This is a genomic window from Actinacidiphila glaucinigra, from assembly GCF_035918135.1.
Lineage (GTDB): Bacteria > Actinomycetota > Actinomycetes > Streptomycetales > Streptomycetaceae > Actinacidiphila > Actinacidiphila glaucinigra.
Genome location: NZ_CP109144.1, coordinates 2330523 through 2352279 on the forward strand (window position 1 = coordinate 2330523; position 21757 = coordinate 2352279).

Here is a 21757-nt window from a genome sequence, read left to right on the forward strand (position 1 = left end):
ACCGTTGTCCTCATCGTCGGCGGCCGGCGTGCGGGCAGTACTCGGGGTGCGGGCGACCGCAGCCGTTCGGCAGTGACCCGGGTGAACGGCGGGCCCGCGGCTCGCTGACCGTGGCGAACGAGCCCTCGGAATGATGTGCCGTGCCTTCGCGGCGGTGGCCGAAAGTCTCCGTCCGGGCCACGGCGTGGGCGGGGAGGCCGAGCCCGCCCACGCCGTTGTGGCACTCCACATAGCGGCAACAACGTCTGAGCAGGAGGAGTGCCTCGTCGAGGCCGAGGCGGGCGAGTAGCGTTTTCCTCGAACGGGACAGAATCCCGCCTCCGGGAACCGCCCGGAGAGCCAACGCTGCCGACGTCCGCTGGCCGGCCGACAGGGCGGTGGACATGCCGACGGCCCCCCGAGAGCCGCTGAGGTTTCCGGCCACCCACCGAGCGTCGGCAAGCCTGACGGCGTCGGGGTCGAGTCCCCCGGACCGCAGGTCGGCAATCAGCACGGCGAACGGATCCGGCTCGGGCTGCATCGGCCGGTCAAGTCGTTGGACGAGCGCTTCGGCCAGATTCTCACGCTCCGCACCCGGCGCAGTGGAGGACAGGTGGATCGCACCCGCCAACTGGTCACCAGCGAGCATCTCACCGCTGGAACGCTCCACGAACCGCTCGATCAACATGGCGGCTGCCACCTCCTGTTCTCGCCCAGGTGGGCCCTGAGGACACAAGCAGCGGCGCAACAGGGGGACCTCACGCTCATGGTTGCCGGTGAGCGCCACGAAGCACCTTCCCCCTCGATCCGGCGGCCCCACCCTCACCGCTGCGCGCGCCGGGTACTCCGGGCCGCTCGTGCAGCCCAAGCGGAGAACAGGCCGTCGCTCGCGGTTGCCACGGTCCGCGCGGAGGACCGCTGCCGCGAAGCGGGCCCGACCAAGACTGCGTGTGAGCGGCTCGGCTTGGGAACAGCCGGCAGGCAGACAACAGGCAGAGCGAGTCCCTGTCGCATGCTCCGTATGGCCAGGGTCCGGCAAACGGGAGCGTCCCCCATTACTTGCCCCGGCCGATCACGGCCACGACGACGGTCGGCTCGAGAACGACCGGCCCAGGGCGCCGGATCACCAGCCACCGCATCACCTCCTCCTCCGTCGCGGCGACCAGTGACTTGAGCACACGTCAGGACCGCCCCGCAACTGGGAACACACCGCTCCTGTGGAACGGCATGTTCGCACCGACGGCGACCCGTTCCGCTCATACCCGTGGGCACTCCCGCGGATGCGTAGGACGGCGACGTACTCGGTGATCGCTCGTTCAGCGGCGCTCTACTTCGCCCCCGTCACTGAACACATGGTCCTGTCCGGTGGCGCCGCCGACTGGGGACGGGCAATCGACCCGGTGCTGATGCCGACACTCCGTGCTTTCGCAGCGGCGTGGCCTTCAACCCGGCCGAGCAGGCCCTGGTTACTTGCGGCGTGGACGAAACCGGTGTGCCACTGGCCAGCGATCGGCTCCCAATGACGGGTGTCCAGGTCCGGCGCCGCTGGGTGCGTCCGCGGCGGACCTCATCGACGCCGAGGACCTCGACCGGCTGCAGCGCGGCACTGCTCACCTCTTCTGCCACGGTGCGGAAGCAATCCGCCCCGGTCGACCGACGTAGCGCACCCGGCGTTCGACCGCGTTGCGCAGTCGGGACGTGATGCGGCCACATGCCGGAACTGCGGAAGCTGTTTCAGTGAACGAGCGGCGCGACCCCCAGTGGCTGAACACCTGCAGTCACCACCGCGGAAACACCGCGATCAAGGACCAACGACCCGCCAGCCGCGTCCCAACCTCACAGGTCTGTACACCTAGGCATCGCGATCAGGTACGAACATTGCGGATGAGGGCCTCGACCGTCAGGTCGAGGCCCTCATCCGCATATCGCTGTAACGAGTGTCCGAGGGGGGACTTGAACCCCCACGCCCGATAAAGGGCACTAGCACCTCAAGCTAGCGCGTCTGCCATTCCGCCACCCGGACAGGTGATCCGCAGGGGCTGGCCCCGCGGCGACAGGCACAACGATACCAAGGATTCGGGGTGGGTTTCACCTGCGTATCCGCAGGGTGCACAGGGTGCCGGGGCCGTGTGGGCCCCGGCACCGGAGTGCTCAGGCGACCTCGGCCGGCATCAGGTGGTAGCCGGGGAAGTTCCCCGGCGGGCGCTCGTCCGCGGGGCCCTGGGTGACGGCGCGGACCAGCAGGTCGCCGCCGACGAAGGCACCGCGCCAGGAGGCGCCGAGGCCGCCGAAGTGCTCGGCGCGGTCGCCTCGGGACCGGGGTCTGTTGTGGCCGACCTTGAAGGCGCGGATCTCCGGGGCGAGGCGGGCGTAGGTGTCCTCGTCGTCGGTGGACAGGGTGGCGACGAGAGCGCCGTTGCCGGCGTTCATGGCGGCCAGCAGTTCCGCCTCGGTGTCGGCCAGGACGATCGTGTCGACCGGGCCGAAGGGCTCCGCTCGGTGCAGCGGGGAGGCGGGGGGCGGATTCAGGAGGGCGACCGGCGCCAGGTAGGCGGAGGTGTCCTGGCCGGGCAGGAGGCGGGCGTCGGCGAGGCTGCCGCGGTGCAGCGGTATCGCGCCGCGGTCGACGGCCTCGGAGACGAGGTCGCCGAGTTCCTTGGCCTTGGCCGCGTTGATGAGCGGCCCGAAGTCGAGTTCGGGGAGGTCGTCCCCGGGGTCGTCCACGGCGAGCGGGTGGCCGAAGCGTACGGACCGCACGGCGGGCAGGTAGGCGGACAGGAAGTCGGCGAAGAGCTCGCGCCGCACGACGAAGCGGGGGTAGGCGGTGCAGCGCTGCTTGGCGTATGCGAAGGACCCGCGGATGTGGCCGCCGAGGGACTCCCAGTCGCTGTAGTCCCACACGCCCCAGGCGTTCAGGCCCTCCTGCCCCATGACATGGCGTCTGCCCGGGTCGGCCACGGCGGTGGCGGCCCGGACGCCCGTGTCCCGGCCGCCGAGGGAGGAGACGCAGCCGAGCTCGGGGGCCCGCACCAGCTCCGCGGAGAACTCGTCGCCGCCGCTGACCAGGGTCACCGGTACGTCCTCGCGTGCGATGAGCGCGCAGGCGAGGGTGAGGCAGGCCAGACCCCCGTCGGCGGGGGTCCTGGCGACGACGGCGTTGCCGGCCAGTGCCTGTACGAGCATGGCGTGGACCAGGACGCTCATGGGGTAGTTCCAGCCGGCGACGTTGCCGACCGGGCCGGGCAGCGGGCGGCGCCACTCGACCATGTCGTCGATCTCTCCGACGTACCAGCGGACGCCGTCGATGGCCCGGTCGACGTCGGCCTGGGCGAGCCGCCAGGGCTTGCCGATCTCCCAGACCAGGAGGAGGGCGAGCAGCGTGCGGTGCTCGCTGAGGGCGTCCAGGGCGGCCGAGACCCGCGCCCTGCGCTCGGCGACGGGGATGACCCGCCAGGCGCGGTGCTGGTCGAGGGCGGCGCGGACGGCCCGCCGGGCGGTGTCCGCGTCGAGCCGGGGCGCCCCGGCGACGGGGGTGCCGTCGACGGGGCTGGTGGCCGGCAGGATCCGGCCGTCGGCCTGCCACGCGCCGGCCCAGAGGTTGAGGACGCGGTCGTCGTGGAACGCCTCCGGGGCGGCCCGGAGACACCGCTGCCAGGCGTCGGTCCAGGCCGTCCCGGGTTTGAGGGCGAGGGTCACGGGTTCTCCGCTCGCTCGGGGCGGATCTCACGCAGCGCACCGCCACGGGTGTAGAGGAATCCCCGTACCAGTTCGGTGTGGGGCAGTTCCGTGGTGTCGCGGAGGCGGGCGATGCACACGCGCAGGTCCTCTGCGGGGTCGCCCAGTGCCGCGCAGTCCTCGTGGTGCACCAGCACGATCTGGCGGGTACCGCCTCGTAGCTGGCTCAGTCGCAGCGAGCGGAGGGTGTCGGGGGTGACGCAGCCGCCCGCGTTGCGGATGACGTCGGCGTCGCCCGCCCGCAGCCCGAACATGGCCTCGACGCCGAGCCGGGAGTCCATGCACGCGACGATGGCGACTCCGGTGCGGGCCTCCTTCCTCTCCAGGTCGAGGGGGGTGAGTGCCGCGCCCACGTCGTATCTGCGGATGAGCAGCTGCTCGACGGCCGCGGCCCCTGCGGGGGCGGTCACCGCAGCAGTCCGCGAACGAGACGTGCGGTCTCCGACGGGGTACTGCCGACCTTGACGCCGGCGGCCTCCAGCGCCTCCTTCTTGGCCTGCGCGGTGCCGGAGGAGCCGGAGACGATGGCGCCGGCGTGGCCCATGGTCTTGCCCTCGGGCGCCGTGAAGCCGGCGACGTAGCCGACGACCGGCTTGGTGACCAGGCGGGAGACGTAGGAGGCGGCGCGTTCCTCGGCGTCGCCGCCGATCTCGCCGATCATGACGATGAGGTCGGTCTCGGGGTCGTCCTGGAAGGCGCGCAGGCAGTCGATGTGGGTGGTGCCGATGACGGGGTCGCCGCCGATCCCGACCGCGGTGGAGAAGCCGAGGTCGCGCAGCTCGTACATCAACTGGTAGGTCAACGTACCGGACTTGGACACCAGGCCGATCCGGCCGGAGGTGGTGATGTCGGCGGGGATGATGCCCGCGTTGGACTGTCCGGGACTGATGAGGCCCGGGCAGTTGGGCCCGATGACGCGGGTGCCGGAGGCGACCGCGCGGGCCCGGAAGGCGACCGTGTCGTGGACGGGGACGCCCTCGGTGATGACGACGACGAGCCCGAGCCCGCCGTCGACGGCCTCGTCGACGGCGGCGCGCACGAAGGGCGGCGGCACGAAGACGACGCTGACGTCGGCGCCGGTCATGCCCACGGCCTCCTTGACCGAGCCGAAGACCGGGACGGTGCGCCCGTCGAACTCGACCCTCGTGCCGGCCTTGCGCGGGTTGACGCCGCCGACGACGTCCGTCCCCGAGGCGAGCATGCGGCGGGTGTGCTTCATGCCCTCCGAGCCGGTCATGCCCTGGACGATCACCTTGCTGTTGCGGTCGAGGAAGATGGCCATCGCGATCAGCTCCTTGCGGGCTCGGCGGCCCGCGCGGCCGCGCCGTCCATGGTGTCCAGCCGCTGTACGAGGGGGCCCAGCGACGCCGCGGCCTCGTCGAGCACGGCCCGGCCGCGCTCGGCGTTGTTGCCGTCGAGGCGGACGACGAGGGGCTTGGTGAGCTCGACCAGGCCGAGTGCCTGGACGATGCCGTCGGCGACCGCGTCGCAGGCGGTGATGCCGCCGAAGACGTTGACGAGGACGGAGGTGACGTCGGGGTCGGAGAGGATGACACCGAGCCCGTCGGCCATGACCTGGGCGGAGGCGCCGCCGCCGATGTCGAGGAAGTTGGCGGGGGCCCCGCCGTGGTGGGCGACCACGTCGAGGGTGCTCATCACCAGTCCCGCGCCGTTGCCGATGACGCCGACGGTGCCGTCGAGCTTGACGTAGTTGAGGCCCTTGGCGCGGGCGGCGGCCTCCAGGGGGTCGCCCTCGCCGGGGGTCTCGTAGGCCTCGTGGTCGGGGTGCCGGAAGCGGGCGTTGGCGTCGAGGGACACCTTGCCGTCGAGCGCGAGGACGCGGCCGTCCGTGGTGCGGATCAGCGGGTTGACCTCGACCAGGAGGGCGTCCTCGGCGGTGAAGACCTCCCACAGCGCGGTCAGCACGGGCACGGTCTCCTCGGGGAGCCCGGCGGCCTCGGCGATCTGCCGGGCCTTCTCCTCGGTCACGCCCTCGGCGGCGTCGACGGGGACGCGGGCCAGGGCCTGCGGCCGGGTGGCGGCGACCTCCTCGATGTCCATGCCGCCCTGGGCGGACGCCATGGCGAGGAAGGTGCGCTCGGCACGGTCGAGGAGGAACGAGACGTAGTACTCGTCCTGGATGTCGGCGGTCGGCGTCAGCATGACCTTGCCGACCGTGTGGCCCTTGATGTCCATGCCGAGGATGGCGCGGGCCCTGTCCTCCGCGTCCGCGGGGTCGGAGGCGAGCTTCACGCCGCCGGCCTTGCCACGGCCGCCGGTCTTCACCTGGGCCTTCACCACGACCTGTCCGCCGAGGCGTTCGGCCGCGGCGCGGACCTCGGCGGGGTCGTCCACCACATGGGCGTCGAGCACGGGGACGCCGTGCCGCGCGAAGAGCTCCCGTGCTTGGTACTCGAACAGATCCATCGTCAAACGCACCTGCCCTGACTCGGGGTCGAACGATAATCCGGTGCAGACCTCTGGACACCGGGTCGTCGATGCGGGATAAACGTCTGCATACAGTATTCGTCGGCTGTATGCAATGTACAGACTGCAGAACGGAATCTTGCGATCTGCCTGCTCACGGGCCCCCTGACCGGAAGGAACCTTGGTTGTGACGAAGGCTTTGGAGGGTGTTCGTGTTCTGGACATGACGCATGTCCAGTCGGGTCCGTCGGCGACGCAGTTGCTGGCGTGGCTGGGTGCGGACGTGGTCAAGCTGGAGGCGCCCGGGGGTGACATCACCCGGCGTCAGCTGCGGGACGTGCCGGGGGTGGACAGCCTGTACTTCACGATGCTCAACGCGAACAAGCGGAGCATCACGCTGAACACCAAGACCCCGCGCGGACGGGAGATCCTGACCGACCTGATCGCCCGCAGCGACGTGATGGTGGAGAACTTCGGTCCCGGCGCGATCGACCGGATGGGCTTCACCTGGGAGCGGATCCAGGAGATCAACCCGCGGATCGTGTACGCCTCCATCAAGGGCTTCGGGGACGGCCCCTACACCGCGTTCAAGGCGTACGAGGTCGTCGCGCAGGCGATGGGCGGCTCGATGGCCACCACCGGCTTCGAGGGCGGCCCGCCGATGGCCACCGGCGCGCAGATCGGCGACTCCGGCACCGGAGTCCACGCCGTCGCCGGGATCCTGGCCGCCCTCTACCAGCGCACCCACACCGGACGCGGACAACGCGTCCAGGTCGCCATGCAGCACGCCGTCCTCAACCTGTGCCGCGTCAAACTCCGCGACCAGCAACGCCTGGCCCACGGACCACTGGCCGAGTACCCCAACGAGGACTTCACCGACGAAGTCCCCCGCTCCGGCAACGCCTCCGGCGGCGGACAACCCGGCTGGGCGGTCAAATGCGCCCCCGGCGGCCCCAACGACTACGTCTACGTCATCGTGCAGCCCATCGGCTGGCAACCACTCGCCCAACTCATCGGCCACCCCGAACTCGCCGACGACCCCGAATGGGCCACCCCCGAAGCCAGGCTGCCCAAACTCGCCAAGATGTTCCAGCTCATCGAGGAATGGACCACCACCCTGCCCAAATGGCAGGTCCTCGAAGAACTCAACCGACACAACATCCCATGCGGGCCGATCCTGTCCACCAAGGAAATCATCGACGACGAAAGCCTCAAGGCCAACGAGATCGTCGTCGACGTCGACCACCCCGAACGCGGCACCTACACCACCGTCGGAAACCCCCTCAAACTCTCCGACTCACCCACCACCATCCACCGCTCACCCCTCCTCGGCGAACACAACCACGACATCTACACCACCGAACTGGGTCTCTCCGCCGAGGAGCTGACCGGGTTGCGGACCGACGGGGTGATCTGAGCGATGGCGGACACCATGCGGCGCGAGAACGTGCGGTCGCACACCACAGAGCGACCGGTGGCGGTGCCTGGCACCGTCCACCGGTGGGCCGGGGCAGCGGGGCTGCCCTGACCGAGGCACCACCCGTGACGGGACCGGGCCGCGTGAACCACGCGGACCGGACCCGCCGCGGAGCACGAAAAGAGCACGGGGGCCGGCACGGGTCGGTCTCCACGGAGACCGACCCGTGCCGGCCCCAGCCAGGGGGCGCTGGCCAGACTCTTTCGAGGCAGGGGAATCATGACAATGGCGTCAACGACATCGACGTCCCAACGACCCGTCACCTATCGAGAGGTGACCGACCACAACGGCCGGATGTACCGCGTCGGCGAGACCGACGTGGACATCATGGGCCGGAAGCGCAAGTGGATGGTCATCCTGCCGTGGGTAGGCATGATGGGCATCAGCTCGGCGGAGTACGCGTTCGCGTCCGCCGAGGAGACGCTCCACACCGCACATGCGTGGAGCAGCCTGCACATCTTCTGGATGCTCGGGGTCTGGGTGTTCTTCCAGGCCGCGGTGGCCTTCCCGGCGGGCAAGCTGCGTGAGTCCGGGAAGCTGCCGGCGCGCTACGCGATGATGTGCGGCGCCCTGGGCACCTTCCTGGGCTATCTGTCGCTGGCGTACGCACCGCACGTCGTCGTCGCGTACATCGGCTTCGGCATGTTCAGCGGCATGGGCGCCGGCATGGTGTACGCGACCTGCGTGAACATGGTCGGCAAGTGGTACCCGGAGCGGAAGGGAGGCAAGACCGGCTTCGTCAACGGCGGTTTCGCCTACGGCTCGGTGCCGTTCGTCTTCCTCTTCACCGGCTACATGGACCTGACCAACTTCCGCTGGGTGCTGGTCTCGGTCGGTGTCTTCCTCGCGCTGACCGTCGCGGTGGCCGGTCACTTCTTCAAGGACCCGCCGAAGAACTGGTGGCCCGCGGAGATCGACCCGCTGAAGGTGCCGGACGACCCGCGCACCCGGCGTGCCCTGGAGAAGAACCCGCCCGCCGTCCGCCAGTACACCCCCGCCGAGGCGTGGCGTACGGGCCGGGTCGCGCTGATGTGGTTCTGCCTGCTGTGCACCTCGGGCGTGAACATCTTCGGCATCGCCTTCCAGGTCGACATCGGCAAGGAGGCCGGATTCGCCGGCGGGATCGTGGCCACGGCCATGTCCCTGAAGGCGATCGTCAACGGCACGGGCCGCGGAGTCATCGGCTGGCTGTCCGACCGGTACGGGCGCAAGCAGTGCCTGATCTTCGTCTGCCTCGTCCTCGGCCTGTCGCAGTACGGCATCCTGTGGTCGGCGGACATCCAGAACCTGCCGCTGTTCCTGATCTTCTCGTCCATCTCCGGCTTCGGCGGCGGCGCGATCTTCCCGATGTTCGCGGCGATGACGGCGGACTACTTCGGTGAGAACAACAACGCGTCCAACTACGGCCTGGTCTACAGCTCCAAGCTGGTCTCGGGTCTGCTCGGCTCCGGCATGGGCGCCTACGTGGTCACGCACTGGGGCCACAGCGGGGCGTTCACCCTCGCGGGTTCGATCTCGCTGTTCGCCGGCTTCGTCGCGCTCTTCCTCACCCCGCCGGGACGGCCGAACAAGAAGGACATCACGCCCAACCCCCAGCCCACCAGCAGGGAGGCGATCTGACGTGACCGCCGGAGAGCACCCGGGGCTCCGGCACGGCACCTCGTGCCCGACGACCGGGTGTTCCTCCCGTCCGCGCGGCGTCCCCGGACCACCCCCGTGTCCCAGGCCCCGTCGTCAAAGTAGCGTCGGCCGCCCGGAGGGCGGGGCCCGCGGTGTCTGGTGCGGTGCATCGCAAGGCGGAGAGTCGTCCTCGTAGTGGGCTACTCGGACGATTCGACAACGCAGCGTGGGGGCACCTCCCAGCGGAGCTGGGGGAGCGCCGTGCCAGGCACCGCGGGGCAGCCGGGACTTTGACGACGGGGCCTGAGAGCGTGCCGGTGTGACGTGGGCCCCGGTCGTGGAACTCCACGACCGGGGCCCACGCGGCTGTCAGCCCGAGCGGTCGGCGGCGATCGCCTTGTGGTGCCGGATGACCTCTTCGACAATGAACTTCAGGAACTTCTCCGCGAAGGCCGGGTCGAGGTGCGCCTCCTCGGCCATCCGCCGCAGCCGCTCGATCTGCTCCGCCTCGCGCCCCGGATCGGCGGGCGGCATGTTGTGCGCCGCCTTCAGCTCGCCCACCTGCTGTGTGGCCTTGAAGCGTTCCGCGAGGAGGTGCACCAGGGCCGCGTCCAGGTTGTCGATGCTGCCGCGCAGGTGGCGCAGCCGCTTCAGGGCGGCCGTGTCGTCCGCGTGTCCGTCGTCCATCCGCCCAGCCTAACCAGCGGGACGCCGATCAGTCGGTACGTCCCGTCGCGGCGACGGTCACGCCGAGGCCGATCATCGCGAGGCCGCCCGCACCGCCGACCAGCGAGAGGCGGCGCGGGGAACGGGCGAACCACGAACGGGCCGCGGCCGCCGCGAGGCCCATGGTGCTGTCCGAGACGAGGGCGATCGCGTTGAAGACCAGGCCGAGCAGCAGCATCTGCAGGGTGACGTGCCCGGCCGCGCGGTCGACGAACTGCGGCAGCACCGCCGCGTAGAACACCATCGTCTTGGGGTTCGAGACCCCGACGACGAAGCCCTCGCCGAGCGTGCGCAGCGCGCCGCGCGCCGCCCCCGCGTCCCCCGACGCCATGGCGAGGTTCCCGCGGTGCCGCAGCGCCTTGACGCCCAGGTACACCAGGTAGGCCGCACCGGCCAGTTTGAGGGCCGCGAACAGCAGCGCCGAGCGCTCCACGACCGGGCCGACGCCGAGGGCGACCGCGACCACCAGGACGTACGAGCCGAGCGTGTTGCCGGCGACGGAGGTCAGCGCGACGCGACGCCCGTGGGCGAGCGCGCGGCCGATGACGAAGAGGACGCTGGGGCCGGGGATCACCACGAGCACCAGCGATACCAGGGCGAATGCCACGAGTCGGTCGAAGGACACCATGCCCGGAGGCTAATCGGGTATAACTTCCCGCGCACCGCATTAAGCGCGGGTACGAGGAGGCGGGATCGATCATGGGTGAGCCGCAGGGCGAGCAGTTGGAGGCCGTACGGGCGCGGCGGGAGGAACTTCGGGGGAGGTACCTGCTCGAGCCCGCGGCGCGACCGGCGACGAGGGCGGCGGGGGTGCACCACGTCGCGTTCATCTGCCGGGACGTCGAGGAGACCATCCGCTTCTACCAGGAGTTCCTGGGCTTCCCGCTGGTGGAGCTGGTGGAGAACCGGGACTACGCGGGCTCCAGCCACTTCTTCTTCGACATCGGGCACGGCAATCTGCTGGGGTTCTTCGACTTCCCCGGCCACGACCACCCCGATCAGCACGAGACGATCGGCGGGCTGCAGCACCTGGCGCTGTCGGTGACCGCCGAGCAGTTCACGGAGGCGAAGCGCCGGCTGGACGAGACCGGGACGGAGTACCTCGGGCCCGACCGGGGCGTGGAGGACAGCCTCTACATCCGCGATCCCAACGGGGTCAACGTGGAGCTGTACCGGGAGGATCTCGGCCTCTTCGACGGCAAGCCGCTGTTCTGAGCCGCCGGGCGCCCGGCAGGGCGGGCCGGGGACATGGTCAGTCCTCGTGGGACCGCTGGTGGTACGAGGTCCTGGTGTGCTCGGTGTGCACGCGCATGACCTGCTGGGCCCGCTCGCCGTCGCGTTCGGCGATGGCGGCGATCAGTTCGCGGTGCTCGACCCAGGACTGCATGCCGCGCTGCCGGGCGACCGGGGTGTAGTACCAGCGCACGCGCCGCTCGACCTGCCGGGCGAGTTCGGCGAGCACCGCGTTCCCGGCGAGTTCCATGACGCAGGCGTGGAGGGCGGCGTTGGCCGCGACGACCGCGTCGACGTCGTCGGCGGTCACGGCCGCCTCGCCCGCCTCGCACAGCTCCTCGAGCCGCTCCAGGCCCTTGGAGGTGGCGTTGGCCGCGGCGAGGCGGGCTGCCTCCGTCTCCAGCAGGGCGCGGACGACCAGGAGTTGGTCGGCCTCCTCGTCGGTGGGCTCGTGGACGAAGGCCCCCTGGGCGGGGCGCAGGTCCACCCACCCCTCGGTGTTGAGCCGCTGCAGGGCTTCGCGCACGGGCTGGCGGGACACCCCGAGGTGGCCGGCGAGTTCGGTCTCCACCAGGTGCTGCCCGGGGGTGAGCGAGCGGGTGATGATGAGCTCGAGCAGCGCTTCGTACACCTGCTCGCGCAGGGGCCCCGGACGCTGGAGCTTGGGCACGGATCCCTGCGACAGCCCGCTGGACAGCATCTACGCCCCAACCTTTCCCGGGGATGATTGGCTTTCGTCTACAGTCTACGCGCGCAAGGCCCCGGCGCGGACACCGGGCCCGATCGTGACCCGCTTCACACTTCCGGCGGGCGCCCCCCGCTATGCGGCACCGGTGAGCTGTGAGGTCTTGAGGACGACCAGGGTCACCAGCACCAGCAGCGTCACGGCCATCCCGGCCGCCTGCCACAGGCCGCGGCGCCTGCGGGGCGCGTGGGCCAGGACGAGCCCGAGCGCGCCGCCGGTGAGCAGGCCGCCGAGGTGGCCCTGCCACGAGGTGACGGCGGCGGAGACGGCCATCCAGACCAGCAGGCCGATCATGAGCTGCCGCCCGCCGATCGGGTCGTTGCGCAGGCGCTTGCTGAGGAAGAAGTAGGCGGCGCCCAGGCCGAAGATCGCGCCCGAGGCGCCGACAGCGCCCTGGTGCGGCGCGATCAGGTACACCAGCACGGAGCCGCCGAGGGCGGACAGCAGGTACAGCGAGACGAAGCGGATCCGCCCCAACTGGGCCTCGACGGCCGGGCCGAGGGTCCACAGCGAGTACATGTTGAACAGGATGTGCAGGATCCCGAAGGTGCCCTGGCCCGGCGGCTGGTGGAGGAAGGCCGAGGTGATGAGCCGGTACCACTCGCCGTGGGCGATGCCCACGGCCTCGAAGCCCGGGTACGCCGCGCCGTCGTACACGTACGCCACGCCGTCGGGGCCCAACAGCCCCTGCCCCAGGCCGCCGAAGCGCGCGACGAGGTCGGAGCGGACCAGTTCGCCGAGGTAGGCGGCGATGTTGAGGGCGATCAGGATCTGCGTCACCACGGGCACGCCCGAGGTCGCCACCCGGCCGCCGAAGACGGTGCGCGCCTCACGGACGCTCCTGCCGCCCTCCTTCACGCACTCCGGGCAGTGGTGGCCGACCGCGGCCTCGCGCATGCAGTCCGGGCATATGAAACGGTCGCACCGGGTGCAGCGCACATACGTCTCGCGCTTGGGATGCCGGTAGCAGGTGGTGACCGGCGGCTCGGTGCCCTGGTCGGTGTCCGTGGTGCTCACGAGCGCGAGGCCCCCCATGCGGCGTACGGGACGGTGGAGTCGCACGTTTGTACCCAGCCCGGACGCAGTGCGTCAAACCACTCCGGTCTGCGCCTCCATGCGCACACCGGAAGCCCGGTCGACGAGGACGACGGTGACCACGGTCAGGTCGGCGGCGTCGTTCCCGCCGGGGTCCCGGGAGACGAGGTCGCCCATGGCCACCCCCGGACAGACGGCGGCGTCCGGGAGTTCGACGACGAGGTGGAGGAAGTCGCCCTCCGCCACGCGGACGGTGCCGGCCGCGGGAGGGGCCGTGCCGGCTTCGTACATCGGCTCGTCGACCCGGGCGGTGAGGCCGCGGGCGCCGGCGAGGAGGCCGCCGCCGCGTCCGGCGTGCACCAGCACGGTGACCGCGCCCGTCAGCGGGGTCCGCAGCGTCAGCGCGTGCCGGTCCGGTCCGGGGGAGACGGTGAGGCGCACCTTGAAGGTGGGCTTTCCCTGCATCCGGGGGAGGTTGTCCGTGCCGTAGCTCCCGACGGTCATCTCCCGCGACACGCCCGGCTCGCCGGCCTGCCGAGCCGCGCCCTTGCCGCACTCCCCCGGGCGGGACACCGCCGCCGCCTCCCGTCGCGGACCGTTCTCCCAGGCCAGGTGGACGACGAGCAGGCCCGCGGCGACGAGCGGGAGTCCGATGCGCCACCACGTCCCCCGGCCCACCGCGAACGGTTTCCCGGCCACCGCACACCTCCCCACCCGTCCGGCGTTCGCCTTCTTGCGTGGGCTGATGCTATTCCGCGCGGCTCCCACCGGTCCCTGCCGTGACGCGCCGGGGCGGTCGGTGGGCGGACCGGGGCCGGGACCGCTTTTACGACCCCTTGACCCCATGGAGACGAATACTGTACACAGTATTCGTCCGGGGGTTGGCGGCCCGGACCCACGGACTCGTCGAGGTGGCCTCGCCGGACTACGGCGCGGTCACCCGTGGCAACCTCTGTATCAAGGGCCTATGCGGCTTCCAGCACGTACAGAACCGGGACTGATCGACATGGGACGGGTCACCGAACGGCGTCGGGTACTGAGAATCAGGGACGGAGCGGTCGACCACCGGGCGGACACCCTGGTCGCCGAGGAACCGCTGGAGATCCGGCTCAACGGGAAACCACTCGCGATCACCATGCGCACCCCCGGCGACGACTTCGCGCTCGCCGCGGGCTTCCTGGTCAGCGAGGGCGTGCTCGGCGCCGCGGACGAGCTGGCGAACATCGTGTACTGCGCGGGTGCGACCGTCGACGGGTCGAACACCTACAACGTCGTCGACGTGCGCCTCGCCCCCGGGGTCCCCGTCCCCGACATCACGCTGGAGCGCAACGTCTACACGACGTCCTCCTGCGGCCTGTGCGGCAAGGCCAGCCTCGACGCCGTACGCACCACGGCGCGCTGGCCCATCGCCGACCCCTCGCCGCTGCGGCTCGAACCCGAGCTGCTGTCCGCGCTCCCCGACCGGCTGCGCGCCGCGCAGCGGGTCTTCGACCGGACCGGCGGTCTGCACGCGGCCGCGCTCTTCACGGGCGAGGGCGAACTGCTCGACGTCCGCGAGGACGTCGGCCGCCACAACGCCGTGGACAAGCTCGTGGGCCGCGCCCTCCAGCAGGACCTGCTGCCGCTCGCCGGGAAGATCCTGATGGTCTCCGGGCGCGCCTCCTTCGAACTCGCCCAGAAGGCCGTGATGGCCGGCATCCCGGTCCTCGCCGCCGTATCCGCCCCGTCCTCCCTCGCCGTCGACCTCGCGGACGAGTCCGGACTCACCCTCGTCGGTTTCCTGCGGGGCACCTCCATGAACGTGTACGCGGGCGAAGAGCGGATCGCCCTGCCCGCGCCTGCGGCCGGGCGGGTCTGACCCGCCCCAGCACGCGTACACGCGTGCAGGACCGGCCGGCGAGGTAGCGCCCCCTGCGTCGGCCGGTCCCGCCGTAACCGAGGACGGGAAGACCCGAGGTAGACACTGTCCACCTCGAAGTGGACACTGTCCACCATGACCACCGCTCCCCGCGCGCGCCTGCTCGACGCCGCCCTCGCCGTCCTGGACGACGAGGGCGTCGAGGGGCTGACGCTCCGGGCCATCGCACGCCGCGCCGACGTGTCGCACGGAGCGCCGCTGAAGCACTTCCCGCACCGGGCGGCGCTGCTGTCCGCCGTGGCCACCGTGGGGTTCCGGGAGCTCAACGCCCGCGCCGGGGAGGCCGTACGGGAGTGCCCCGAGGGGGCCTCGGCGGCCGCACGGCTGCGGGCCGGCTCCCGCGGCTACGTGGCGTACGCGCTGGGACGGCCGGCGATGTTCACCCTGATGTTCCGGCACGACCTGCTGGACCCCCGGGACAGGGAACTCGGCCGGGCCGGCATGTCGGCCTTCGACGACCACCTCCTCGTGCTCGTGCGCGCCGCGCAGGCGGAGGGCTGGCGGCCCGGGGCGGACACCCGGGCGCTCACCGGCGCCGTGTGGTCCGGGCTGCACGGTGTGGCGCAGCTGTGGCTGTGGGGCTCGCTGGCCCTGGGCACCGGCGCCGCGTCCATCGACGAAGCGCTCGACGCGCTCTTCACCTCGTTCGACCTCAAGGAACACTGACGATGCACGAGAAGTACGGATTCGACCGCGAGACCGCCGTCACGGCCCGTCCGGGCGAGCCCTCGGTCTACGACGCCGAGCTCCACGAGGGCTGGCGGATCGGCATGGGCGTCAACGGCGGGCTGCTGCTCGCCCTCGCCGGCCGGGCCCTCGCCGAGGAACTGGGCGGCGACGGACAGGGGCACCGCGATCCGTTCTCGATCAGTGCCTACTACCTGTCGACGTCCCTCCCGGGCCCGGTGACCGCCCGCACCGAGACACTGCGCCGCGGCCGCACCGTCTCCACCGGCATGGTGTCCCTCGTGCAGAACGGCGAGGAGCGGCTGCGGGCGATAGCGACCTACGGCGACCTGAACGGCCACGACCACGCGGGCGACGTACGCACCTCCGCCACTCCCCCGCAGATGCCGCCGCCTGAGAAGTGCGTCGGGACCGACGCGGCACCCCCGGAGTTCCTGAAGAACTCCCCCATGCTGGAGCGCATCGAGCTGCGCCTGGACCCGGACACCGTCGGCTGGGCGGTCGGCGCCCCCTCGGGCCGCGGCATGGTGCAGGGCTGGCTGCGGATGCCCGACGGCCGTGAGCCCGACCCGCTGATGCTGCTGCTCGCCGTGGACAGCCTGCCGCCGGTCAGCTTCGACCTGGGGATACCGGGCTGGGCGCCGACGCTGGAGCTGACCACGCACGTGCGGGCCAGGCCCGAGCCGGGGTGGCTGCGGCTGAAGCACTCCACCCGCAACTTCGCGGACGGCTACATGGAGGAGGACGCCGAGGTCTGGGACTCGGCCGGCCGTCTCGTGGCGCAGTCCCGTCAGCTGGCCCGGGTGCGGCTGCCGGAAGGCGCCGCGTAGCGGCCACCGGGCCACGTCGTCAGTGCAGCTGTGCCTGCCAGTCCTCGGGGACCTTGCCCGCGGGGCCCGGGGAGGGCTGGCCCTCCGGGCGGGAGTTCGGCGGGGTCAGTGCGGGGCCGTCGTAGTACTCCTCGGTCTCGACGTTCCAGTACCAGTTCTCACCGGGCTCGTAGCTGGTGATGAACGGGTGGCCCTCCTCCTGCGCGTGCCGCGTGGCGTGCTGGGAGGGCGAGGAGTCGCAGCAGCCGATGTGCCCGCACTGCGCGCAGCGGCGCAGGTGCAGCCACCAGCCCGGTCCCTGGCCGGCCCCGCAGTCGGCGCACCCGTCGCCGCTCGGCCGGGCCGCGGGGTCGATGCCGGGGATCGTGACGTCGTCCGCCATGGTGGACCCGCCTCCTTAACCGCGATCACGTTCTCCTGGCATGCTAACCGCCCTCACGTGCCGCCACCGGGCGAAGCGGGACGGCCCCCTCGGCGGCCTCCGGCGCCCCGATCGGCGCTGCGTTTACCGTTTCGCACGGCGGTGCAGCACGGTGCGGGGAGCCGCGCAGCGGTTCCGGGCTCCAGGGGTCGACGGCGCCGTCCAGCCGGGCAGCGTGGGCCAGGGCCACGAGGCCCTGCCTGCGCAGTCCCTCGTGCGGCACACACGGCACGTCAGCGACCATCCGCCAGAACGCCGTCCAGTGCACGCGACAGGCGGGCGAGCCACTCCGCGGCCGTGCCCGTGACGTGGGGGTGGGCTGCGCGGAAGGCGTCCCAGTCGACGGAGTGCGGGGTGACCTCGGTGAGGCGGCGCGCGGATCCCGGGTGGCCGGGCTCGCGGCTCATCACCCGGCGCAGCAGGCGGTGGGTGAGGGCGGTGCCGGGGGCCTCGGCGAGGAGGACCGCGTCGTAGAGGTCCTTGCCCCGGGCACGGCCCTCGGCGGCGGCGTCGGCCCGCAGCCACAGCAGCTTCCAGGCGAGGGAGAGTTCGCGGCTCGCGGTGAGCACCACGGCCGGGGGCCCGCCGTCGCCGCGCGGCACGGCGGTCAGGACGGGCGGCTCGGGGAGCCGTTCGTCACGGGCGAAGTCCAGGCTCACTTCGCCGGGGGGCAATCCGTCCGCGTGCCAGGGGACGACGAGGCGCACGCCGGGCGTGTCGTACTCCGCGTAGGTCCAACTGCCGTCGTCCCGGGCCCCCTCCGCGTCGAGGCGTATGCCGGGGGCCGCGTCGGGGTGGGCCCGGACCAGTTCGAGCAGTTCGCCGGGCGGGCCGTCGAAGTCGTCGTCGGAGCCGTCGGGTTCCGGGTCGACGATCCAGTGCAGTCCTTCGGGCGGGACGTGGACCCGCTGCCCGCCGGTGCCGAACTCCTCGTCCGTCCAGATCTCGGGGCGGGCGGCACCGTCGGCGGCCTCCGGCCACTGCTGCACGGTGGCCCGCTCGTCGACGTACGGGTACGGGTGGAGCGGCTCGATCGGCACCGCGAGAGAGGGCGGGACGATCCAGTCGAGGTCGCCCGGTTCGCGGGCGGCGGCGCCGACCCAGGCGGGCATCACCATGCTCCCGCGCAGCACGAGGTACTCGGCCAGCGGGGACCGCGCGACGAGGCCCAGCAGATGGTCGAGGACGGCGCGCCGGGCGGCGGCCTGCGGCCGCTGCCGCACGGCGGCGCTCACCGCGCCTCGTCGATCCAGCCGTCGTCGAGGGCGGGCGCGTCGTCGTGCACGACGAACTCCTCCTCGGCCTCCACCGCCGTGAAGCCCGCCGCGGCGAGGTCCGTGAGCAGGTCGTCGAGTCGCCGGCGCGCCTCGGGGCGGCCGACGTCGCGGCAGCGCTGGGTGACGAAGCGTTCGTGGCCGCGGTCGCCGAGGTCGCGGCGGGCGTTGCGGGAGACATGGGCGGCGTGCCGTCCGGCGATCGCCCGGACCTCGTCCAGGCGGGCCCGGTCGGTGAGGACGAGCTTCACGTGGTGCTCGAAGTAGGTGCCGGGCGGCAGGGCGCGGGCCTCCGGGCCGGTGCGGGGGACGCCGGTGTTCCAGGGCGCGGCCTCGATCTTCACGCGTGCGACGCCGATCCCCTCGGCGCGCAGCCGTCCGGTCCACCGCTCGGCGGCGGCGCGCTGCTCGGGGAGGGCGCCGCGGCCGCGCAGCGTCAGCATGGGCTGGTCGGGGGTGGTGCCCCGGTCGAGCACGATGCGGGTGTACTTGAGGCCGTTGCGCTCCGCCCAGTGGCGTATCCGCTCCTCGTCCCCGGGCCCCGGTGCGTGCAGCGTGAAGTGGGTCTCGAAGTCGCCGGTGAAGACCATCGCGGGGGTGCCGCCTACCACGTCGGCCGGACCGGGCCGCCCGGGGCGAGCCGCCCGAGGTCCGCGGTGAGGGTGCGCAGCCGGTCCTCCCCGAGCACTCCGGCCCAGGGGCGTACGGCGTCGGCCGCGGCCTGCTCGGCGGCGCGGGTGCAGGCGCGGCCGCGGTCGGTGAGGACGACCAGCCGGGCCCGGGCGTCGTCCGGGTGGGGGCGGCGTTCGGCGTAGCCCTTCGCCTCGAGTTCGTCGACGAGCTGCCCGGCGGCCTGGCGGGTCACCCCGAGGTGCGCGGCGAGTTCGGTGACGGTCGCGCCGCCCGCCGCCATCCGGGCGAAGGCGAAGCCGTGTGCGGGCCGGAGGTCGTCGAAGCCGCGTGCGAGGACGCCGTCGTGGATGGCGGCGGTGAGGGCGCCGGCGGCGGCGAGCAGGTTGACGCCCAGAGCCATGGCCAGGGCTTCTTCGTCCTTCATGCGGCCACCTTGACACAGTACGCAAGGAGCTTGAGCATATGGGCAAGCAACTTGCTCAAGTCGCTTGCCCATCAGGGAAGAGGAGCCCGCATGCCCGTCGTCCGTTCCTCCGACGCCGTCGTCCACGACCTGCACGGCGTCCGCTTCGTCTCGTACGCCCGCACCGCCACCGGCAGCACCGAGCTGTGCGCGTGGCGCGGCGAGGTGCCGGCCGGGACCGCCGGTCCCGCGCACACCATCAGCCGCGAGGAGGTCTTCCTCGTCCTGTCCGGCGGCCCGCGCCTGACCATCGACGGCGAGGCGTACGACCTGTCCCCCGGCGACGTCGCCACGGCGCCCGCCGGCTCACATCTGGCCCTGGAGAACCCCGGCGACGGCCCGGCCTCCGTCTGGGTGACCACGGGCGTCGGCCTGGAGGCGGTGCTCGCCGACGGGTCGCGCATCAGCCCGCCCTGGGCCCGCTGATCCCGCCGGACGCCTCGCGGCTCACCGCGTCACTGCAGGTGCGCGGTGTCGTTCCAGAGGGTGATCGCGGGGTCGCCGTACTCCCAGCCGAGGACCGACAGCGAGGCCGGGGCCAGGCTCAGCACCATGCCGCGCATCGGGTCCAGCCGCAGCCAGCGGGCGGCCAGGGTGCGCAGGAAGTGGCCGTGGGCGAAGACGACCGCGTCGCTCTCCTCCTCCTTGACCCAGGCCACGACCTCGTCCGCGCGGTTGGCGACCTGCCACGAGGTCTCGCCTCCGACGACTCCGTCGCGCCAGATCACCCAGCCCGGGCGCTCCTCCCGGATCTCCGGGGAGGTGCGGCCCTCGTACTCGCCGTAGTCCCACTCCCGCAGCGCGTCCCAGGTCTGCGCCCGGTCACCGAACCCGGCGAGTTCGCAGGTGTCGCGGGCGCGCACGAGGGGGCTGGTGCGGACCCGGGCGCCCGGGAAGTCGTGCCAGGGGGCCCGAGAGAGGCGCTTGCCCAGCAGGCGGGCGGCCTCCCGGCCCTCGTCGGTGAGCGGGATGTCGGTCCTGCCGGTGTGCTGGCCGCTCTTGGACCACTCGGTCTGGCCGTGCCGGACGAGCACGAGGCGCGGAGCCATCAGGGAGCCACCTCCTTGTGGACGGCCGCGATGTCGTTGCCGTCGGGATCACTGACCACAGCGCGGTGCGCGCGGAGGACGCCGATATGGTGGATGGACGTCGCCACCGCTGCCTCCGAGGTCACGTGGACAGTGTCCCTCCCGACCGGTGGGACGCACAAAACGGCGCCCGCGCCCCCGGCGGAACGGACCCGGGCCGGGCCGGCCGGCGCCACGACTGCCCGCAGGAGAACACGCCATGAACGCATCCGCCCCTCCGGCGCCGGAGCCGCTCGACGTGCGCTGGATCCACGGGTCGGCGTCGGCGAAGCACAACACCGATCCCGACATCCAGGTGTTCGAGTACGACGAACGCACCTTCATCCTGCGGCAGAACAAGGCGGTCCACTACGAGGCGCCGTTCCTCTTCCTGCTCTTCGGGGACGACCGCGCGGTGCTCCTGGACACCGGGGCCACGCCGCAGGAGGAGTTCTGCCCGCTGCGGGAGGTCGTGGACGAGCTCTTCGAACTGCGGCCGCCCGCCCTGCAGCGGCCGGGCTACGAGCTGCTGGTGCTGCACACCCACGCGCACGGCGACCACGTCGCCGGCGACGCGCAGTTCGCCGGCCGCCCGGACACCGTCGTGGTGCCGGCGGACCGCGACAGCGCCTGGGACTTCCTCGGCCTCGCCGAGGACCCCGACCGCGTGGCGCGCCTGGACCTCGGGGGGCGGGTCCTGGAATGCCTGGCCACACCCGGCCACCACGCCTCGGCCGTCACCTACTACGACCCGGCGACGGGCTTCCTGCTGACCGGCGACACCGTCTACCCGGGCCGGCTGTACGTGGCGGACTGGGCCGCCTTCCGGCGCACCCTCGACCGGCTGGTCGCCTTCGCGGCGGAGCGCCCGGTCACCCATGTGCTGGGCTGCCACGTCGAGATGACCCGCGAGCCGGGCGTCGACTACCCGGTCCGCACCACCCACCAGCCCGACGAGCCGCCGCTGGAGATGACCGTGGAGCAGCTCCACGAGATCCGGCGGGCGATCGAGGAGATCGGCGACCGGCCGGGACGCCACCCCTACCCGGGGTTCGTCATCTGCCGCGAAGACTGAGCGCATTCGAACGTACGGCACACTGTGCGGGTGTTCGCACTCGCCGTCACCCTGACCGTCCTCCTGCTGCTGGAAGTCGTCCCCTCCGCGGTCGCCCAGCTGACCCGTGCGCGGCCCGGCCTGGAGCGGCTCGACGAGCTGACCCGGCTGGGTGTCCTCGAGGGACGGCGCCTGTGGGTGCCCACGTTGCTCGGCACGCTGCACGCGCTCGGCGCCGCCGCCGTACTCGCCGGAGTGTGGCACCCTCCCGTCGGCGTCGCCGGGGCGGCGCTGGAGGCGGGGATCTTCGCCTGGGTGCTGGTGCGGCAGCTGCGTTCCGGTGACCGGGGGCGTGCCCTGTTCGCGTACGCGCTGTTCCTGGCGATGGCGCTGGCGGTCCTCGTGGCCGACGCCGTGCGCTGAGCGGGCCGGC

General features: G+C 72.1%; 26 protein-coding genes and 1 tRNA gene. 9 read left to right on the forward strand and 18 right to left on the reverse strand.

The window, feature by feature from the left end; genetic code table 11:
- Positions 1-10: 10 nt before the first annotated feature.
- The 7 genes from OIE69_RS10160 to sucC all read right to left on the reverse strand — a co-directional run bounded on the left by OIE69_RS10160 (position 11) and on the right by sucC (position 6141).
- On the reverse strand, positions 11-679 hold the full coding sequence (locus OIE69_RS10160) for a hypothetical protein (RefSeq protein ID WP_326571630.1): 669 nt from the start codon (positions 677-679) through the stop codon (positions 11-13).
- 355 nt (positions 680-1034) lie between these two features.
- Positions 1035-1157, reverse strand: a complete 123-nt coding sequence (locus OIE69_RS10165) for a hypothetical protein (RefSeq protein WP_326571631.1) — start codon at positions 1155-1157, stop codon at positions 1035-1037.
- Positions 1158-1917: 760 nt separating this feature from the next.
- Positions 1918-2002 (reverse strand) — tRNA-Leu (locus OIE69_RS10170).
- Positions 2003-2130: 128 nt separating this feature from the next.
- Positions 2131-3675 carry an aldehyde dehydrogenase family protein gene (locus OIE69_RS10175; protein WP_326571632.1) on the reverse strand — a complete coding sequence of 515 codons (1545 nt, stop codon included), beginning with the start codon at positions 3673-3675 and terminating at the stop codon, positions 2131-2133.
- Positions 3672-4124 (reverse strand): carbonic anhydrase, encoded by a 453-nt coding sequence (locus OIE69_RS10180; RefSeq protein WP_326571633.1) that lies wholly within the window; start codon positions 4122-4124, stop codon positions 3672-3674. Before OIE69_RS10180 ends, OIE69_RS10175 begins: the two co-directional genes overlap by 4 nt.
- The gene (gene sucD / locus OIE69_RS10185; protein WP_326571634.1) at positions 4121-4996 is read right to left on the reverse strand and encodes a succinate--CoA ligase subunit alpha; all 876 of its coding nucleotides are present in this window, start codon (positions 4994-4996) and stop codon (positions 4121-4123) included. Before sucD ends, OIE69_RS10180 begins: the two co-directional genes overlap by 4 nt.
- 5 nt (positions 4997-5001) lie before the next feature.
- Entirely contained in the window at positions 5002-6141 is a 1140-nt protein-coding gene (sucC, locus tag OIE69_RS10190; RefSeq protein ID WP_326571635.1) for an ADP-forming succinate--CoA ligase subunit beta, read from the reverse strand.
- A 187-nt stretch (positions 6142-6328) separates the two neighbouring features.
- Here sucC and frc point away from each other — a divergent pair, with 187 nt between their 5' ends.
- Both frc and OIE69_RS10200 read left to right on the forward strand, forming a co-directional pair.
- Positions 6329-7558, forward strand: a complete 1230-nt coding sequence (gene frc, locus OIE69_RS10195) for a formyl-CoA transferase (protein ID WP_326571636.1) — start codon at positions 6329-6331, stop codon at positions 7556-7558.
- Between the two features lie 285 nt (positions 7559-7843).
- Entirely contained in the window at positions 7844-9238 is a 1395-nt protein-coding gene (locus tag OIE69_RS10200; protein WP_326571637.1) for an OFA family MFS transporter, read from the forward strand.
- A gap of 369 nt (positions 9239-9607) precedes the next feature.
- On the opposite strand, the gene OIE69_RS10205 is transcribed toward OIE69_RS10200, so the two are convergent.
- Both OIE69_RS10205 and OIE69_RS10210 read right to left on the reverse strand, forming a co-directional pair.
- Positions 9608-9925 carry a chorismate mutase gene (locus OIE69_RS10205; RefSeq protein WP_018562943.1) on the reverse strand — a complete coding sequence of 106 codons (318 nt, stop codon included), beginning with the start codon at positions 9923-9925 and terminating at the stop codon, positions 9608-9610.
- A 28-nt stretch (positions 9926-9953) separates the two neighbouring features.
- Complete coding sequence (locus tag OIE69_RS10210; protein WP_326571638.1) at positions 9954-10592, reverse strand: LysE family translocator; 639 nt, start codon at positions 10590-10592, stop codon at positions 9954-9956.
- Between the two features lie 71 nt (positions 10593-10663).
- On the opposite strand from OIE69_RS10210, the gene OIE69_RS10215 reads away from it, so the two are divergent.
- Positions 10664-11179, forward strand: coding sequence for a VOC family protein (locus OIE69_RS10215; protein WP_326571639.1), 516 nt, complete (start codon positions 10664-10666; stop codon positions 11177-11179).
- A gap of 37 nt (positions 11180-11216) precedes the next feature.
- Here OIE69_RS10215 and OIE69_RS10220 read toward each other — a convergent pair whose 3' ends face one another.
- The 3 genes from OIE69_RS10220 to OIE69_RS10230 all read right to left on the reverse strand — a co-directional run bounded on the left by OIE69_RS10220 (position 11217) and on the right by OIE69_RS10230 (position 13676).
- Positions 11217-11897 carry a GntR family transcriptional regulator gene (locus OIE69_RS10220; RefSeq protein WP_326571640.1) on the reverse strand — a complete coding sequence of 227 codons (681 nt, stop codon included), beginning with the start codon at positions 11895-11897 and terminating at the stop codon, positions 11217-11219.
- A gap of 120 nt (positions 11898-12017) precedes the next feature.
- Entirely contained in the window at positions 12018-12977 is a 960-nt protein-coding gene (locus OIE69_RS10225) for a rhomboid family intramembrane serine protease (RefSeq protein ID WP_326571641.1), read from the reverse strand.
- 54 nt (positions 12978-13031) lie between these two features.
- The gene (locus OIE69_RS10230; RefSeq protein ID WP_326571642.1) at positions 13032-13676 is read right to left on the reverse strand and encodes a hypothetical protein; all 645 of its coding nucleotides are present in this window, start codon (positions 13674-13676) and stop codon (positions 13032-13034) included.
- A gap of 307 nt (positions 13677-13983) precedes the next feature.
- Between OIE69_RS10230 and fdhD the strand changes: the two genes are divergently transcribed.
- The 3 genes from fdhD (at position 13984) to OIE69_RS10245 (ending at position 16412) form a co-directional block, all read left to right on the forward strand.
- A complete protein-coding gene (gene fdhD / locus OIE69_RS10235) occupies positions 13984-14835 on the forward strand; it encodes a formate dehydrogenase accessory sulfurtransferase FdhD (RefSeq protein ID WP_326581076.1) in 852 nt (283 codons plus the stop codon).
- A gap of 135 nt (positions 14836-14970) precedes the next feature.
- Positions 14971-15561: a TetR/AcrR family transcriptional regulator gene (locus OIE69_RS10240; RefSeq protein ID WP_326571643.1), complete on the forward strand. Its 591-nt coding sequence runs from the start codon at positions 14971-14973 to the stop codon at positions 15559-15561.
- Between the two features lie 2 nt (positions 15562-15563).
- Positions 15564-16412: a thioesterase family protein gene (locus tag OIE69_RS10245; RefSeq protein ID WP_326571644.1), complete on the forward strand. Its 849-nt coding sequence runs from the start codon at positions 15564-15566 to the stop codon at positions 16410-16412.
- A 19-nt stretch (positions 16413-16431) separates the two neighbouring features.
- On the opposite strand, the gene OIE69_RS10250 is transcribed toward OIE69_RS10245, so the two are convergent.
- The 4 genes from OIE69_RS10250 to OIE69_RS10265 all read right to left on the reverse strand — a co-directional run bounded on the left by OIE69_RS10250 (position 16432) and on the right by OIE69_RS10265 (position 19164).
- Positions 16432-16794: a UBP-type zinc finger domain-containing protein gene (locus OIE69_RS10250; protein ID WP_326571645.1), complete on the reverse strand. Its 363-nt coding sequence runs from the start codon at positions 16792-16794 to the stop codon at positions 16432-16434.
- A 272-nt stretch (positions 16795-17066) separates the two neighbouring features.
- The gene (locus tag OIE69_RS10255; protein WP_326571646.1) at positions 17067-18068 is read right to left on the reverse strand and encodes a nucleotidyl transferase AbiEii/AbiGii toxin family protein; all 1002 of its coding nucleotides are present in this window, start codon (positions 18066-18068) and stop codon (positions 17067-17069) included.
- The gene (locus OIE69_RS10260; protein WP_326571647.1) at positions 18065-18718 is read right to left on the reverse strand and encodes a hypothetical protein; all 654 of its coding nucleotides are present in this window, start codon (positions 18716-18718) and stop codon (positions 18065-18067) included. The genes OIE69_RS10255 and OIE69_RS10260 overlap by 4 nt, the downstream gene beginning before the upstream one ends.
- Positions 18712-19164: a MarR family winged helix-turn-helix transcriptional regulator gene (locus OIE69_RS10265; protein ID WP_326571648.1), complete on the reverse strand. Its 453-nt coding sequence runs from the start codon at positions 19162-19164 to the stop codon at positions 18712-18714. The genes OIE69_RS10260 and OIE69_RS10265 overlap by 7 nt, the downstream gene beginning before the upstream one ends.
- 90 nt (positions 19165-19254) lie before the next feature.
- Between OIE69_RS10265 and OIE69_RS10270 the strand changes: the two genes are divergently transcribed.
- The gene (locus OIE69_RS10270; protein ID WP_326571649.1) at positions 19255-19629 is read left to right on the forward strand and encodes a cupin domain-containing protein; all 375 of its coding nucleotides are present in this window, start codon (positions 19255-19257) and stop codon (positions 19627-19629) included.
- 29 nt (positions 19630-19658) lie between these two features.
- Here OIE69_RS10270 and OIE69_RS10275 read toward each other — a convergent pair whose 3' ends face one another.
- Together OIE69_RS10275 and OIE69_RS10280 are read right to left on the reverse strand one after the other, a co-directional pair.
- Positions 19659-20252, reverse strand: coding sequence for a histidine phosphatase family protein (locus OIE69_RS10275; protein ID WP_326571650.1), 594 nt, complete (start codon positions 20250-20252; stop codon positions 19659-19661).
- Positions 20252-20377, reverse strand: coding sequence for a hypothetical protein (locus OIE69_RS10280; protein WP_326571651.1), 126 nt, complete (start codon positions 20375-20377; stop codon positions 20252-20254). Before OIE69_RS10280 ends, OIE69_RS10275 begins: the two co-directional genes overlap by 1 nt.
- Positions 20378-20490: 113 nt before the next feature.
- On the opposite strand from OIE69_RS10280, the gene OIE69_RS10285 reads away from it, so the two are divergent.
- Together OIE69_RS10285 and OIE69_RS10290 are read left to right on the forward strand one after the other, a co-directional pair.
- Positions 20491-21345, forward strand: coding sequence for an MBL fold metallo-hydrolase (locus OIE69_RS10285; protein WP_326571652.1), 855 nt, complete (start codon positions 20491-20493; stop codon positions 21343-21345).
- A 30-nt stretch (positions 21346-21375) separates the two neighbouring features.
- Positions 21376-21747, forward strand: a complete 372-nt coding sequence (locus OIE69_RS10290; RefSeq protein WP_326571653.1) for a DoxX family protein — start codon at positions 21376-21378, stop codon at positions 21745-21747.
- Positions 21748-21757 lie beyond the last annotated feature (10 nt).